We start from the raw sequence: 15547 nt of genomic DNA on the forward strand, positions 1-15547 counted from the left end.
TCCCTCCTTTGAAAAAGGAGGGTTAGGGAGGATTAAAAAATATAAGTAAAATTAAATTTATTGGGGATGCAATGCGCTTTTCAGAAAGATATGGATACAAACCTGTTCGAGAAGTTTTTCAGAAAGAATATATTAATACTAAATTAAAAAACTTACTCTGGAATGCGATAAGTGAATGTATTTTTGATAAATATTCATGTTCTTCTCTTGCTCGAGTTAATCTTATTTCTGGCAGCAATTTAGAATCTTTTTTAAATTACTATTTCATGGTTATTTCAAAAAAAGAATTGACCAAATCCCATACTCAATAGAATCCACTATTTCTGAAATTGACACTTTATTTTTTAAAACATACAAATGGTATGAAATTTATGATTTTATTGAAGCTTGTATTCAATATTTTCCTTTTGATAAAGATAAAGAAGATTTCATTCTTTTATTAAATGATTGCTTAGAAGTTGAAAACTCTGCTTATAGAATAGTTGACAATCAAATTACAGAAATCACCTCCGAACAAGAAATTCAATCTATCGAAGAAGCTTTAACTAATACCAATCCTTATTCAGGTGTTCAACAACATCTAAACCAAGCTCTCAAATTAATGTCAGATCGTCAAAATCCTGACTATCGAAACTCAATTAAAGAGTCGATTAGTGCTGTTGAAGCTTTAGCAATGCAACTTTTAGGAGATAATTCAATTACGTTAGGAAAAGCAATTCCAAGACTACGTACTAAATATGAATTACACCCAACGCTTATGGAAAGTTTAAATAAACTATATGGCTATTCTTCAGATGAAAATGGGGTTAGACATGGCTCTCCTGAAGAATCCTCAATATCTTATATCGATGCAAAATTTATGCTCGTTGCTTGTACAAATTTCATTAACTATTTGATTGAGAAAACCAAAGATTAAATATCCTAATTCAGCTAGAAAAAAGACCTCTTTCGAGGTCTTAACATACTTAGTGACTCACCACTACCTCGCCTGTTTGCTGATAACGCTTACGAATCAAAATCACACAGACCCAAGCAATCACCAATGGAGTAGCCAAAGCATAAAAATAACCACTGCTACCAAAACCAGATAAAACTGTACCACCGATCGCAGAACCGAGTATTGCACCAAAACGCCCCATACCAATCGCCCAACCTGTTGCTGTTGCACGAACTTCAGCAGGATATGACGCAACCACCAAATAATTTAACGCGAGTTGTTGTCCGCCAATACCAAAGCCTGCCAATGCAATCAGTGCAAAAATCATAGACCATTGTGCAGTTTCAATACTTAGACCCAAAGCAATAGCAACGGCAATTCCGCAAGCAAACATGAAATACAGAATTTTAACTGTATTAATTTTTGGTAAAAAATAAGCCAATGGAATCGCAAACACAATAAATGCAGCATTTACCGTAACAGAAGCATAAGGCGCTTGAATAGGATCTAGACCCGATTGTTTTAAAATCGTTGGCAACCAAGACAGTAACATAAACCATGCAATCCAGTTAAAGAAATATGTTCCCCACACACCTACTGTGGTTTTGGCTAAACCATTTTGAAATAAACTCGAAAGCTTAGCTGGCTCTGCTTTTTGAATCTCTGATTTTGCAAAAATATCTTCATTAAGCTGAATCGTTTGACCTGAAATTTTATTTAAAATTTTGGCAATACTGGCTTTATTTTTTTCCGTAGGACGTTGTGCCAAATACTCCAAAGATTCAGGCAAAACAAAAAACATCAAAACTAATAATGCCAACGGAATGACACCACCAATAATATAAATACTTTGCCAGCCCCACAGCGGTAAAATTTTAGCAGCCAATATACCGCCGATCATCGCTCCTGCAGGGAGTGCCAAAAGTACACCTGTCGTGACTAAGCCTTTATAACGCTTTGGTGAGTATTCAGATGCCAATGCTAAAAGCACAGGCGTTGCACCTCCCATACCTAAACCTGCGATCACTCGCAATACAAAAATATGATCTAAATGCGTGACAAAAGCCGTTGCAAAAGTCGCGAGCGCAAAAATAAATATACAAATCATCAAGGTCTTACGGCGCCCTAACTTATCTCCGAGCATTCCTAAAAACATCGCCCCAACTGTCATGCCAATAATACCTGCGGTCAATACAGGTGCTAAAGCTTTGGCATCGAGTTGAAATGCATCAATAATTGCTGGACCTGTAAATGCAACTGCTTGGGTGTCAAAGCCATCAAATAATGCGATGAGAAAGCATAAAAGAGTAATAAACCATTGGTATGGTGAAAATCTCTGATCCACAACCTGTGAAATTTGTGTGGGTTTTGCTGTTAAATCCATTTTACATCCTTATCCGTATTCTTATTTTATTTTGAACGGATCGTCATAAATCACAATACATCTAAAGGTATCTCCTTATACCTTTAGTGACATCGCTTGATCAGGCTTGATCGACTTCATTGCTGTATTAAGTCTAAATACTTAATTCAGTTTCTACATTGACTAAACAATAATCGCTTTTACAAATCAATATTATTTAAATAAACTGTTTTACAGATTTTATAAAAACCAATATATTTTATTACCGTAAGTCAATGAATATATTTTTTTAAATATCGCTGTAAGTTTCTTACTGTACCCTTTTCTGCTCAGTCACCTCTATATCGACTGGGCTTTTTTTTTGCTTACTTCAAATAACTATAAATATTTAGCTTATCAAGAACATCTAAAGTCAGCTCTTTTCGTTCTCCTACAGCACAATCATGCTGCATCGTCATATTTAAAGAAAATGCGGTGATTTTACCGTGCCCGTCATCCACCCAACCTGTGTACCAACCAACTTGTGGCTCAATATCCATTGCCCAACCACTTTTGGCATAAAGTTTTAAGTCACCGCGTTGTTCAATCAACAGCATTTGTTTGACTTGTTGCTGTACTTTTACATCAAAACCTAATTCCTCCATTGCTAAACCATATACAAATTTAGCTTCTTGTTGCGGGGTAATTTTTAATGGTCCTTTTAACCAAAATTGATCTACTTGTGTACCAATATCTGCATTACCAAAACCCACACGTTTGACTTCACTTTGCATGAGTTTTAAACCAATCCGACGAGCCAACTCTTGATACACAGGGACTGCCGATGCTTGCATTGCTTCCGCTAAAGTCATGTCTTTTTCCCAACTTGAAAAACTACGCTTTTTTCCATCCCACTTAAAAATTTCAGTATGGGTTGCTTTTTTATGCTGTAAGCCAATCAAAGCATTCAATATTTTAAACGTTGATGCGGGAACAAAAGCCTGATTGGCACGAGATAAATCATTTCCAAATTGTTGAAAATGCTGTCCGTCATAAATCACCATCACGGCCTTGGTATGTGCCTCATCGAATAAGTATGGAATTTCTTGTGCTCTTGAAGAGTTTTCAGCGATTTGCTGCATTTTCATCACATCATCTGTCTGAGATAACATTTGCTTTTGGCAACCTAAACTCATACTCAGCAAACATAAAATAAACATACCCTTGATATAATTCATTATTTACTCAAAAAACATGCGCTAAGCAGCATCATAATTGATCTATTTTTTAAAAATGTAAATTTTTTCACGAGGATGTAAGAAAATATTTACAAGTGCAACAATTAGGTGCATAATGCACTCCATTAGGGCGATTTAGAAATATTCCTCAGCAGAATTTCTAAATTTTCCGAAGATTTTGGCGAAAAACCCCAATTCCGATAAGAAATTGGGGTTTTTTTTGGCAAAAACCATGCCAACTTAATCATAATTAGCACCAATATAGTGCAATAAAAATTAAAACTGGAATTATTTACAGATTTTTATCGGTTCAGGACGTTTTCCGCTAAAGACGTTATAATTCGTATATGATTATTCATATTTTTTAAATATTAATATTATTCAATTTAAACCAAAAAAAAAGCCCAACCTTGGGGAAAGTTGAGCATTAAAAAGTAAAACTATGAAGAAATTATCAAATTTGTCATATAAATTTGATCTAAGAATTATGTAAAAATTGAGCAAAAAAGTAAAGCCGATTGTTTTAGTATGATTTGATTAAAAACACAATTCAAAATAAAAATGCAAAAAAAATCACATAAATATTTTTGTTTGTTTTATTTTTAATCAAGTCTGTCATTTAAGTGACATCAACTATGTTTAAATTTAGCAAAATATTTATTTAAGCTTGTTTAAATCAATATTTAAAAACGAAAATAAATCAATCAATTATTACAATTAAAAAAATAAAATAAATCGTTAAAAACAATCAATGTTTGTTGTTAATTTAATCTAGTTGAGTAATTTTTCTGTGATTTTTCACAGTTTATTTCATTGTTCTGATTGATATTTTGTTGAGGTTGACTTGCGCTGTGCCATCTGTCTCTTTTTTAACCTTTAACACATTTAGAGTATTGACTCAAAATATAATGTCTTTATACATCATTGACTTAATATATTGTTACAATACAATGCAGGTTGTTTAACCCATTTCAATAGACTGGAAATGATTATGAAAAAACTCGGTTTAGCCACTGCTTTATTATTAGCCATGACCGGTGCTCAAGCGTATCAATTTGAAGTTCAAGGTCAATCTGAATACATCGACACAACTGTAAATGACAAAGATTTTACAGGTGGTATTCAAGGTACATATTACCTTAAAAACGTTGATGCTTCTAAAGGTCCTTTGGCTGAAGCTGCATTTTTAAACCAAGCTTCTAACGTTTCGCTTGCTTATAACTATGGCGAAGTTGGTTCAAATGGTGTTGACGTAATCGCACATAACTTTGGTGCTAAAGCTGAAGCTTATATTCCAACTAAATTTGTTCCTGCTTATGCAAGTGCTTCTTATAGCCACACTATTTTAGACAGCAAAAACCAAAATCGTGCTGACGACAATGGTGATCGTTATGCATTAGAAGTGGGTGCGCTTGCAACTAAAAACTTCTTGGTTGCTGTAGGTTATACCAGTGTTGCAGACCAAGCTGCACTTGATGCATTCAATGTGATGGGTACAGGCATTGCAAAAGCTGTTGCAGAATCAGCAACAATTGGCGATGACCAAGATGCAATCACTGCACGTACTAAATATGTAGGTAACATTGACGGTACAAATATGGCGATTGGTTTTGAAACTGGTCTTGTATACGGTGATGACACTGCTTACCAATTAAAAACTGATTTGTATTTGAACCCACAATTAAGTGTTGGTGCTTCTTATGCAGAATCTAGCTTCGATGCAACACCTGATTCAGCTTGGGGTGCAAACGTAAATTACTTCATCACTCCTGCTGTTGCAGTGGGTGCAAGCTACGTAAATGCAAACTCTAAAGCTGCAAATGACACTCAAACTGTAGGTGTTAATGCTAAATTCCGTTTCTAAGAATATTTCTTCAGAAGCAAAAAAAGGACTCATTTGAGTCCTTTTTTTATTGTTAATCTCTTAAAAATCAGTCTAGGTTTGAATTGCGAATCACATTTAAGAAATGTAAATGACGTTCATATTGGTCAATAATATCTTGTAGAACATCTTCTTGTGTCCAGTCCATCACATCATAGCCCTGCCCACCTTCTCGTAAAAAGACTTCTGCTTGATAAAATGTATCAATATTTTCATGCTGCTCATCGAGCATGAAACTTGCAGCTTCCGTCACATGATTCAAAACTTTATACACAAAATTGACTTCACTTTGATGATCAACACTCAATACTAAACCTTCTTCAACGACCTGAATTTTCACGTCTAAATGTCGACGTTTAAATTCACGCTGAATATTTTCAAAAGCTTGGCGTACCACTGTTTGTATATATTCTTCAACCTCTTGATGGGTATGCGGATAGTGCATAATCAGCCCAAGGCGTTGTTGCCAACTTCTTGGATTTTGTACAGCTCGTGGCGTAATACGGGCAACTTGTAAAGCATGCATTTTGGTTACATCTAAGCGTAATGCTTTGAGTAATCCCCAACAGAGCAACAGCATGATCAAGGTAAATGGCAAAGCACTCATCATGGTTGCCGATTGCAATGCACCCAAGCCTCCAACAACTAACAAAATAATCGACAACACTGCCATGATAACTGTCCAAAATAGACGCTGCCAAATGGGAGAGTTTTCCGTTTTCGCTGTTAAATAATCTGTAACTAATGCACCTGAGTCGGCAGAAGTCACAAAAAATAAAATCACTAAAATCGTCGCAATAAAACTAGAGATACTTGCAAAAGGTAAATGATTTAAAAATTCAAATAATGCTACGGATGAATCTTGCTGCACCGCAGTAATCAGGCTGGTATTTCCTTGTTCTAAAATACTAAATAACGCAGCATTGCCCATGAATCCCATCCAAATCAGGGTAAAACCTGTTGGAATCAGCAGCACTCCGACAATAAATTCGCGGATGGTACGACCACGTGATACACGTGCAATGAACATACCGACAAATGGTGACCAAGAAATCCACCATGCCCAATACATAATTGTCCATCCTCCAATCCAACCACTCGGTTGATACGCATAGAGGTTAAAGGTCATGGAAAATAAATTGGACATATACTGCCCAGCATTTTGAATCGTAGTTTGTAAAATATAAATACTTGAACTGGCTAAAAATACAAAGATCAATAGAGCCAGAGCCAATACTAAATTCAATTCCGATAAACGCTTAATACCTTTATCTAAGCCCAAACACACAGACAATGATGCTAAAGCAGTCACAAAAATAATTAAGATAATCTGCGTACTGATCTGACTTTCCCAACCCAATAAATAGTTGAGACCTGAATTAATTTGTGTGACCCCAAAACCTAAGGTTGTTGCCACACCAAACACTGTACCAATAGTGGCAAAGGTATCAACCGCATCCCCCATTGGACCGTGAATTTTTTTCCCAATTAAAGGATACAACCCTGAACGAACTTTTAAAGGTAAGTGATAACGAAAGGCAAAATAAGCCAAGGTCAAACCAACCAATGCATAAATCGCCCATGCATGTAAGCCCCAATGGAAAAAGGTGATCCGCATGGCTTGTTGAGCAGCTTGCACGGTTTCAGGATCACCTGTTGGTGGATTGACATAGTGCATGACTGGCTCAGCCACCCCAAAGAACATTAAACCGATGCCCATACCTGCGGTAAATAGCATCGCAAACCAAGAGCCATTGCTATACGTCGGCTGGCTATGATCAGGGCCAAGTTTAATTTTACCCATGTCAGATAAAGCAATAAATACTAAAACAATTAGGAAAATCGCAACGGCAAGCACATAAAACCAGCTAAATGAATCGGTAATCCACTGATTCATTTGCTTGGTCATCAAGTCAAATGCATTCGGTGTCAAAATCACGAACGCTAAAAATATTGCAATAATCCCAACACTACTAAAAAATACATTTCGATTGACATTGTCAAACCAAGATGACTTTTTGGAAGGCATATCTTCCTCACATTTTTTTAATTAATGGACAGACCGAAAAGGTCAAGAAAGGCATTCACATGGCGTGAAAAAAAGCGAGCTCAGCTTAAGAAAAGCTCAAAAAAGATGATAATTCAAATACAAAAGCGATGCAGTTTAGTTACTGTAAAAATTAGTGAATTGAAATTATTCAGTTTTATGTGCAACATAATGCAAAGCAATCAAACGTGAAACAATGAGTGCTAAATACATCACACCACAGAACATTTGTAACATCGCCACAATACGCGCTGCTGGTGCAAGTGGAATTACATCTGAAAGTCCAGTCGCAGACTGCAAACTAAAACTCAAAAATAGTAAATCCAACCAAGTTTGGTATTCTCCAACATGATTTGGATTTTGAAAGCTATTGGGCACAAGCAATTGACAAATACTATATAAAAAAGCAAATCCCCATGCGATAAGGGTAAACACTGCCCCTGCTGCAAAAAGCTCATCCTTCGTTAAATAACGATCTTCAAACATATAACGAACTAAGCCATATGCCGCACAAAAATAAGCCATGGCTTCAAAACTATGTGCCGTAATTTGCATTGCAATAGAGCGCTGCCCAATCAACATAAGAATTGAAAATATAAATGCGCCTGCAACAAAAAACAGCCCAATGACACTATAAACAGGTGTTTGACGAATCACTTTAGCAATCATCAATAAAGCTAAAACACCTAAAGCCCACATCAAAATTTGATAACTGCGACTGCTACTCGCGAATACATATAAAATCAAAATACTCAGTTGTACCAAAAGCAACCAAGCTGAAGGCAAAAGTTTGAAGCCTTTCCAAAACTGAAGCAAAGTTTGCATGCTTATTCCTAATCATTGTTGTTTTAGTCTGAATGTTATTTATCTTACAGAAAATTTTAAAAACTCATCAATACATTCGCAAAATGTCTTGGGTTCTGAGCATGTATTTTCGTGATGGAATGTAAGGTGCAAAAAATCATACAACAACAGCATGATGCAAACAACGATATAGCTCTATGAACCAATGCAAAATGAGATGAGTACTTTAAAACAGATAAACAAGACGCTGTTTTTTAGATGGTTGGATTTATATTGCAATTCAGATTTCAGATTTAAAATTCCAGATTCTACCCCACATAAAAAAAGTCCCTGATGGGACTTTTTTACACAAGTTCAGACTTAGTGATCAGATGCACCTGAGATACCAATACCTGTTTGCGAACGAACATATTGTGCATCAAATGCTTTACGTTCTGCTTCAGCACGTGCTGATTTATCTGTAATTGAGAAGAACCAACAACAGATGAATGCTAATGGCATTGCAAAGATTGCAGGGCCATTGAATGAGTTAATTGGCGTATCAGAGATTTTTAATGTATCTACCCAAACTGCTTTAGATAAGATGATTAATGTTACCGCTGTTACTAGACCTACCACGCCACCAATCACTGCACCACGAGTTGTTAAACCTTTCCAGAACATTGAAAGTACAAGTACTGGGAAGTTTGCACAAGCCGCTACTGAGAATGCCAAACCCACCATGAATGCTACGTTTTGTTTCTCGAACAAAATACCTAAGATCATCGCGAAAATTGCTAGACCTAAAGTTGCGATCTTAGACATACGTAATTCAGATTCAGGAGTCGTTTGACCTTTCTTGATTACGTTTGCATACAAGTCATGAGAGATTGCTGATGCACCAGACAAAGTCAAACCAGCCACAACCGCAAGAATTGTTGCGAACGCTACTGCTGAAATAAAGCCCATGAACAAGTCACCGCCAACAGCATCTGCAAGGTGAACTGCAGCCATGTTGTTACCACCAACAAGCTCTAACTTACCAGTCACCGCCATTTTCGCAACGTCGATGAATTGTGGATTGTTTGATACAAAAAGGATCGCACCGAAACCAATAATGAAGGTTAATAGATAGAAATAACCAATGAAACCTGTTGCCACAACCACTGATTTACGTGCTTCTTTGGCATCTTTAACAGTAAAGAAACGCATAAGAATATGTGGTAAACCTGCTGTACCAAACATTAATGCCAAACCAAGTGATAGTGCATCTAATGGATTTGCAGCAAGACTCCCCGGCCCCATAATTTTAGAAGCTTCATCTAGGCTAACATCATGTACTTTCGCAAATACATCAATAGATTGCTTGAACATTTCAGAGAAGCTATAACCTACAGAATGCATCACCATGAACGCCATGAATGTCGCACCTGAAAGCAACATTACCGCTTTAATGATCTGTACCCACGTTGTTGCCAACATACCACCGAAGATCACGTAAGCCATCATCAGAAGACCTACGATCACCACCGCAATGTTATAGTTCAAACCGAATAATAGTTTAATGAGCTGACCTGCACCCACCATTTGAGCAATCAAATAAAATGCAACAACAACCAATGAACTGACTGCGGCTAAGGTACGTACTGGTTTTTCTTCCAAACGGAATGACACTACATCTGAAAGGTTATATTTACCCAAGTTACGTAGACGTTCAGCAACCAAGAACAATACGATTGGCCAACCGACCATGAAGCCCAGTGAATACAGCAAGCCGTCAAAGCCAGAGCTAAACACCATCGCAGAAATACCCAAGAACGATGCTGCTGACATATAGTCACCTGCAATCGCCAAACCATTTTGGAAACCTGAAATACCACCACCCGCAGTATAGAAATCCGCAGTGCTTGTGGTTTGTTTTGCTGCCCATTTAGTAATAAATAAGGTTAATCCAACAAAGACTGCAAACATAATGATTGCATGCCAATTGGTTGCTTGTTGTTCTGCTGCACCAAGGTCTGGACCAGCTTGAGCAATTGTTGAAAGCAGTGCTGTAGATGCAAGAGCTGCTTTAGTTTTTAAAGAGTTCCATTTCATCTTAGTGCATTCCTTTTTCATGTGCGATTGCTTCCACTTCTTTCATTGCATCTTCAGTCAATTTATCCAATTTATTATTGGCAATATATGAGTACACACCGCATAACACGAAAGAAAGCACAATAATGCCTAGTCCCAAAGGAATACCGATTGTGGTCACACCACCTTCAGATACCTTCGTCAATAAAAACTCTTTGTTGTAACCCACTAAAAGCATAAAGCCAACATAAACAAACAGCATAATTGCCGTAAGTGTCCAGCTTAATTTACTCTTTTTAGCCACCATTTCTTTGAATTTTGGATTATGTAGAATTGCATCTACCTGTCTCTCATCCATAATCTTGCTCCTTGATTTGCGACCAGTCCACTGGTTGCAATTTTTAATCATTATTTTGATAAGCTAAAATTAACAATGTTGTTGAGCTGCGTAACTTAGACTTTGGTCGTTAAATTTTGAACAGAATGAACGCGTCAGTTCATGGATGCGTTATCATAGTCTGAGATTTTTGAACTGTAGTTGCTATGAATAGTTGGTTGATTATTGGGGTTCTCGCCCTTTACATCATCATTTTGTTTGCCTGTGCATTCTTTGGTGAAAAACATGCCAGTCGACTGAGCACCAGAGGACGGATGCTTCTCTTTAGTCTAACATTGGGTGTCTATTGTTCATCTTGGACATTTTATGGTGCGACAGGTGCGGCAGTTCGCGAAGGAATTATTTTCCTTCCCATCTATTTAGGCCCGTTACTCTTTGTTGGACTCGGTTATGACATTTGGCGGCGTTTAGGACGTGTGCGTCAGCATCATGCCATTTCTTCGATCGCTGACTTTGTCGCAGCACGTTATGGTAAAAGTGGCACATTGGCTTCCCTTGTGACGATCCTTGCAGTCATCGCCATTATTCCTTATTTAGCACTACAGCTACGTGCCATTGCGCTCAGTGCATCCGTCATGCTTGATCATAATACCCAAGTGGTATCCACCACGACCAATGGAGTTTTAGCATTAACTGCTGTACTTGCAATTTTAGCGATGTTGTTCGGTACACGGCAAATTGCCAATACTGAACAACATGGTGGTTTAATGCTTGCTGTTGCATTTGAGTCATTTGTGAAGCTCTTTGCATTATTGTGTGTTGCATTCTTTTTTATTTTTGAAAATCCAGCCAATTTGCTGCAAATTTCTAAAGATGTCACTAAAACATTCCACGAAGTACAATTATTTGGTGTTCCTGAAACCTTTTGGGTACAAACCTTACTTGCAGCATTAGCCATCATTTGTTTACCACGACAGTTCCATGTTGCCGTGGTTGAATTGCGTGACGAAAAGCATATTCGTGGCGCACGGCGTTGGTTTGCGGCTTATCTGATTTTAACCATTATTGCGATTATTCCTATTGCCAGTTGGGCACTGCATGCCGCACCTTCGTACTTAAGTATTCCCGATGTCGCCGTGTTGTCTTTACCTCTGAGTTATGGGCAAGATTGGCTAACATTATTGGCATTTTTAGGTGGCTTTTCTGCATCTACAGGTATGCTGTTAGTGTCTTCTGTTGCTCTGTCTATTATGCTCAGCAATGACTTAATCATGCCTGCATTGTGGCGATTTAACTTATTGTCACGCCATGACAAACGCTTACCTCAAGTCCTCAAATTGACGCGGCGTATTTGTATTTTAGCCGTGATGTTCTTGGGCTTTTTATTCTTTCATTTCTTTAATGACATTGACCAACTGTCAACCTTTGGTCTATTGGCATTTAGTGCTGTTGCCCAATTTTCACCTGCCCTAATTGGGGGGTTATATTGGCGTGGTGGTAGTCGCCAAGGCGTTTACGCAGGACTAGTCATTGGTTTTATTTTATGGACTTATACCCTCCTACTGCCCACTGTATTACGCAGCCTACCTGCCGAATATAGCCAATTTTCATATCAGTTTTTAATCGCTGGCCCATTCAATATTCAGTGGTTACGTCCTGAGGCGTTATTAGGCTTTGAATCTTTTGCACCACTCACACATGGCGTGATCTGGGCATTGGGTTTAAATATCATGCTCTATATTTGGGTTTCTCGTATTTATCGCCCATCTGTTGCAGAACAAATCCAAGCAGAAAGTTTCTTCTACTATGAAACTAAACCTTTACCTGCACAAAGTACCTCAACAGATATCAATTATTTAAACCATGATGTAGCACGTTTAAAAGTAGGCGATTTGATTACGCTTGCCAAACGCATTACGGGTGAAGGTCCGACCATTCAAGCTTTTCGTCAATTTTGTATCATGAATAATGTGGTACTGAATGAAAATAGCAGTGCCAATGGCATGTGGTGGCGTTTCACCGAACAATATTTAGCAGGCACAATTGGTGCTGCATCTGCACGTACACTCCTTACAACAGCAATGGTCAACAACGGCTTAGCCCTTGGACAAGTTGCCAATATTCTCGATCAGGCATCGCAATGGCAACGGTTTAACCAAAACCTGATCATGACCATGATCGACCACATGACACAAGGGGTGAGTGTCGTCGATGAGAATATGTGTTTAGTGGCTTGGAATAACCAATACCTCAAACTTTTTGATTATCCCAAAGATTTGGTGTATGTCGGCTGTCCGATTGCCGATTTGATTCGTTATAACGCTGAACGTGGTGAATGTGGTCCAGGCTCCATCGAAGAACATGTGCGCAAACGTATACATTGGATGAAAGTCGGCAGTGCACATGAATTTGAACGTATTCGTAAAGATGGTCGTGTCATTCAAATGCGTGGTAACCCCATTGAAGGGGGTGGTTTTGTGACGACCTTTGCCGATATTACTGCGTTCCGTGAAAATGAAGCCGTGCTCGAAGCGCGTGTTTCTGATCGTACACAACAATTGGCAAATGCACTTGCAGAACAACAGTTGGCACGTGAACAAGCCGATAAAGCCAATATGTCAAAAAGCCGCTTTATTGCCGCAGCCAGTCATGACTTATTACAACCTATGCACGCCGCACGCTTATTCAGCACTGCGCTTGAGCAGAGTGTGCAAACCGATGAAGATCGTAAAACTTTACAACAACTGGATCGTGCCTTACATGGCGCAGAAAGTATGCTGTCTGCGCTATTGGACATTGCCCGTTTAGAAGGGGGAACGATTCAACCCAAACGGCAAATTTATCCATTGCATGATTTACTCAGCGATTTAGAACTACAGTTCAAGTCCATTGCCGCGCAGCGCAATATCAAATTAGTAGTACATGACGCGCAGTTTTGGATTGACACCGATCCACAATGGATTCGCCGTATTATTCAAAACTTTGTGAGTAATGCTTTGCGTTATACAGCCAAAGGGCGCGTGGTGGTGGGCGTATTACGTTCAGCGCCTCATAGCAAGCATATTCGCATCGGTGTATGGGACACAGGGCCAGGTATTGCGGAAGAACAACGCATTAAGCTATTCCAAGAATTTGAACGCTGTGGACATACCTCTCCGTGGGGCGAACAAGGTTTAGGACTTGGCTTAGCCATTGTACAACGTATGACCAGCTTACTCGACTACCCTGTACATGTTTACTCTGAATTAGGTAAGGGCTCATGCTTCATGATCGAAGTCCCTATTGTGGATGCACCTAAAGTCGTAGCAGCCCCTGTACAAGCTGTCCCATTACGCACCAAAGCCTATAAAATTTTATGCTTAGACAATGATGAGACGATCTTAGAAGGTATGCATACTTTACTGACCAAATGGGGTTATCAAGTCTTTAAAGCCACCGAACCTGAACAAGCATTAGACCTCATTCAACAGGAAAATATTCAAGTATGGTTGGTCGACCAACACTTAAATGACAATAAAATCGGCTTAAATTTTATTATAGAAAATCGTCAGGAGAATGTGCCTGTTGCCTTAATCACCGCAGACTCAGATCCTGAATTACCACAACATTTAAAAGAGTTGAATATTGTCTTACTGAAAAAACCGTTAAAACCTGCCTCATTACGTTCTTGGTTATCAGGTTTAAAAATCTCTAAATAGCATTTTTAAACCGTCGCCAAAATATGTTTTGATACATTTATCGCGCCTAAAAACACCGTTTTTAGGCGCTTTTTTTAAGTAAAATGACCGAGTTTTAAAACGATTAGGCGAAAATGCTCAAAACATTGCCCATTTAAGTAAAATTCATTGACCAAAAAATTCAACACGATGTTTTCTATGGCAAATTCAATCAAATTTATTACTATACACTTGTACACTTAGTTACAATTATTTAAATAGATGATTTCAATAAAAATAATATTAATAAAACCAAGAATAATACTTTAGTCGTATTCCTATTGCATCTTCAATAACTCATAAAATCTATTCATTGATTGATCAATTTGCATTTGGAATGATGCAACAAAAATTTAAAAGTAGGAGCTTTCCCATGAACATTTCAGCAGCAGTCCCACAGGGTATTCACCAAACACAACAATTCCACCGTCAGTATGGCGTGAATGCGATTTTGCCTGAAATTAATTGGGCAGAAGTTTTTCCACATAGCAAGCTTGAACATGCCCAATTACATGCACTGAATGCACTTTATCAAGCAGCAGTGCCGTTGGCGTTGAAAGTGTTTGAAGATCTAAAATTTGATGTCTTTACATCGGCTGCTTATCAACCACAAGGTTTAGGTCTATTTGACAAAATTGCGCAACAAGAAGAATTACTCATTCAAGAACTCAAAGAGGAATGTAAATCTTTAGATGATGAAACTCGTCATCAAATTTGGAGTATGTTATTACGTGGCGGTGCAGTATTGGTGTTTAAAGCGTGGTTAGGCAAAGTCAAAACAGGGGAAAATGTGCTTGATTTAACCCAATTTGATGAATTGTCTGATTTACTCTTTGTTAAAACCTCACCCACCACTTTGGCACAGCGTTTAAATGTTGACACGCATGCAGCATATGACCATATCTTTTTAATGTATGGCGATGACATTTTCCTTGATCGCTTTAATAGCTTAGAAACCGCTGCCCTATTTGTCGACCTAGAAGTATATGATGCCGCATTCCTCAGCCTACGTGATGACCGTGTTGCCGAATATTTACAGTCAAAAGGATATGTCACCCCCGAACAAATCGAAGATTTAAAATGCGCACTCAATCCATTGGGTTGCCCAGATTTAGTTTCTAAACAGGACTGTTTGGCTTAATTCTTTCTATTCAACTGCAGTAAAATGCTCAAGCCTATCTTGGGCATT

General features: G+C 38.1%; 11 protein-coding genes. 5 read left to right on the plus strand and 6 right to left on the minus strand.

Going from position 1 to position 15547, the window contains the following annotated elements; all coding sequences use genetic code 11:
• The first annotated feature begins 71 nt into the window (after positions 1 to 71).
• Both HX129_RS09295 and HX129_RS17785 read left to right on the plus strand, forming a co-directional pair.
• Complete coding sequence (locus HX129_RS09295) at positions 72 to 311, plus strand: AbiJ-NTD4 domain-containing protein (RefSeq protein ID WP_286434311.1); 240 nt, start codon at positions 72 to 74, stop codon at positions 309 to 311.
• Entirely contained in the window at positions 287 to 916 is a 630-nt protein-coding gene (locus HX129_RS17785; RefSeq protein WP_502872637.1) for an AbiJ-NTD4 domain-containing protein, read from the plus strand. The genes HX129_RS09295 and HX129_RS17785 overlap by 25 nt, the downstream gene beginning before the upstream one ends.
• A 49-nt stretch (positions 917 to 965) precedes the next feature.
• On the opposite strand, the gene HX129_RS09310 is transcribed toward HX129_RS17785, so the two are convergent.
• Together HX129_RS09310 and blaOXA are read right to left on the minus strand one after the other, a co-directional pair.
• A complete protein-coding gene (locus tag HX129_RS09310; protein ID WP_286434314.1) occupies positions 966 to 2321 on the minus strand; it encodes an MFS transporter in 1356 nt (451 codons plus the stop codon).
• Positions 2322 to 2665: 344 nt separating this feature from the next.
• Positions 2666 to 3451 carry a class D beta-lactamase gene (gene blaOXA, locus HX129_RS09315; protein ID WP_286434427.1) on the minus strand — a complete coding sequence of 262 codons (786 nt, stop codon included), beginning with the start codon at positions 3449 to 3451 and terminating at the stop codon, positions 2666 to 2668.
• Between the two features lie 1057 nt (positions 3452 to 4508).
• Between blaOXA and omp33-36 the strand changes: the two genes are divergently transcribed.
• Positions 4509 to 5381: a porin Omp33-36 gene (gene omp33-36, locus HX129_RS09320; protein WP_174493936.1), complete on the plus strand. Its 873-nt coding sequence runs from the start codon at positions 4509 to 4511 to the stop codon at positions 5379 to 5381.
• 67 nt (positions 5382 to 5448) lie between these two features.
• Here omp33-36 and HX129_RS09325 read toward each other — a convergent pair whose 3' ends face one another.
• From HX129_RS09325 to HX129_RS09340, 4 genes are all read right to left on the minus strand, one after another.
• Positions 5449 to 7428, minus strand: a complete 1980-nt coding sequence (locus HX129_RS09325; protein WP_286434316.1) for a glycine betaine transporter — start codon at positions 7426 to 7428, stop codon at positions 5449 to 5451.
• Positions 7429 to 7593: 165 nt separating this feature from the next.
• Positions 7594 to 8271 carry an ion channel gene (locus HX129_RS09330; RefSeq protein ID WP_130072351.1) on the minus strand — a complete coding sequence of 226 codons (678 nt, stop codon included), beginning with the start codon at positions 8269 to 8271 and terminating at the stop codon, positions 7594 to 7596.
• Positions 8272 to 8610: 339 nt separating this feature from the next.
• A complete protein-coding gene (locus HX129_RS09335; protein ID WP_130072352.1) occupies positions 8611 to 10326 on the minus strand; it encodes a cation acetate symporter in 1716 nt (571 codons plus the stop codon).
• A gap of 1 nt (position 10327) precedes the next feature.
• Positions 10328 to 10663 carry a DUF485 domain-containing protein gene (locus HX129_RS09340; protein ID WP_130072353.1) on the minus strand — a complete coding sequence of 112 codons (336 nt, stop codon included), beginning with the start codon at positions 10661 to 10663 and terminating at the stop codon, positions 10328 to 10330.
• Positions 10664 to 10848: 185 nt separating this feature from the next.
• Here HX129_RS09340 and HX129_RS09345 point away from each other — a divergent pair, with 185 nt between their 5' ends.
• Together HX129_RS09345 and HX129_RS09350 are read left to right on the plus strand one after the other, a co-directional pair.
• A complete protein-coding gene (locus HX129_RS09345; protein ID WP_286434318.1) occupies positions 10849 to 14340 on the plus strand; it encodes a hybrid sensor histidine kinase/response regulator in 3492 nt (1163 codons plus the stop codon).
• A 391-nt stretch (positions 14341 to 14731) separates the two neighbouring features.
• Positions 14732 to 15499, plus strand: coding sequence for a hypothetical protein (locus HX129_RS09350; RefSeq protein ID WP_130072355.1), 768 nt, complete (start codon positions 14732 to 14734; stop codon positions 15497 to 15499).
• Positions 15500 to 15547 lie beyond the last annotated feature (48 nt).

The sequence above is a fragment of the Acinetobacter sp. 251-1 genome (assembly GCF_030329305.1).
Lineage (GTDB): Bacteria > Pseudomonadota > Gammaproteobacteria > Pseudomonadales > Moraxellaceae > Acinetobacter > Acinetobacter piscicola_A.